The organism is Stenotrophomonas sp. YIM B06876, assembly GCF_030711595.1.
Classification (GTDB): domain Bacteria; phylum Pseudomonadota; class Gammaproteobacteria; order Xanthomonadales; family Xanthomonadaceae; genus Stenotrophomonas.
This window is the reverse complement of the sequence record NZ_JAUJUJ010000395.1, coordinates 1-745: the sequence shown is the minus strand read 5'-3', so window position 1 is coordinate 745 and position 745 is coordinate 1. Positions and strand designations below refer to the sequence as shown.

1 protein-coding gene is annotated in these 745 nt (G+C 67.0%); it reads left to right on the top strand.

The features are described from left to right. Nucleotides 1-719 (top strand): RHO alpha subunit C-terminal catalytic domain-containing protein (locus QZH66_RS17530; protein WP_305807110.1); only part of this gene is annotated, 719 nt, incomplete at its 5' end. Between the last annotated feature and the right edge of the window lie 26 nt (nucleotides 720-745).

The window sequence follows — 745 nt, the reverse complement described above, 5'->3', positions numbered from 1 at the left end:
ATGCGGCGCTGGCCGATGCCGACGAGATCTTTGCCGTCGAGCACTGGGGCGACCCGGCCTGGGGCATGAACCAGGGCGACGGCATGGAGATCGCGTGCAACTACCTCTACATGACCGACAACCTGCTGGACCCCACGCACGTCGCCTGGGTGCACCAGAGCTCGTTCGCCAGCTCGGCCTGCGAAGACACGCCGCTGCAAACCACCGTGGCGGACAGCGGCGTGACCGTGTGGCGCTGGATGCACGACGTGGACCCGGCGCCGTTTTACGCCCCCTTCCTCAAGTTCCAGGGCCGCTGCGACCGCAAGCAGCAGTACGAAGTGCGCTACCCCTCCCACGCCCTCATCAAGGCCATCTTCACGCCGGCCGGAACGGGCGGCGAGGGCCGGCCGCTGCACGAGGACGTGTTCATCATGGACAGCTACAACTTCATGACGCCGATCGATGAGAACACCACCACGTACTACTGGTTCCAGATGCGCAACTTCGCGCCCGACGACGCCGAGGTCTCGCGCCAGTTCGCCACCTCGGTGCGCGGCGCGTTCGAGGAAGACCGCGTCATCCTGCAGGCCGTGCACAAGGGCCTGGCCGAAAAGACCTCGCCCAACATCGACCTGAAGATCGACGTCGGCCCGCTGCGCTTTCGCCGCCGGCTGGCGCAGCTGATCGAGGCCGAGCGCGCGCAGGCGGCCCAGCCCGCCGTCATGGAAACTGCATGAGTACGACTTCCGCGGCGGGCGGCTTT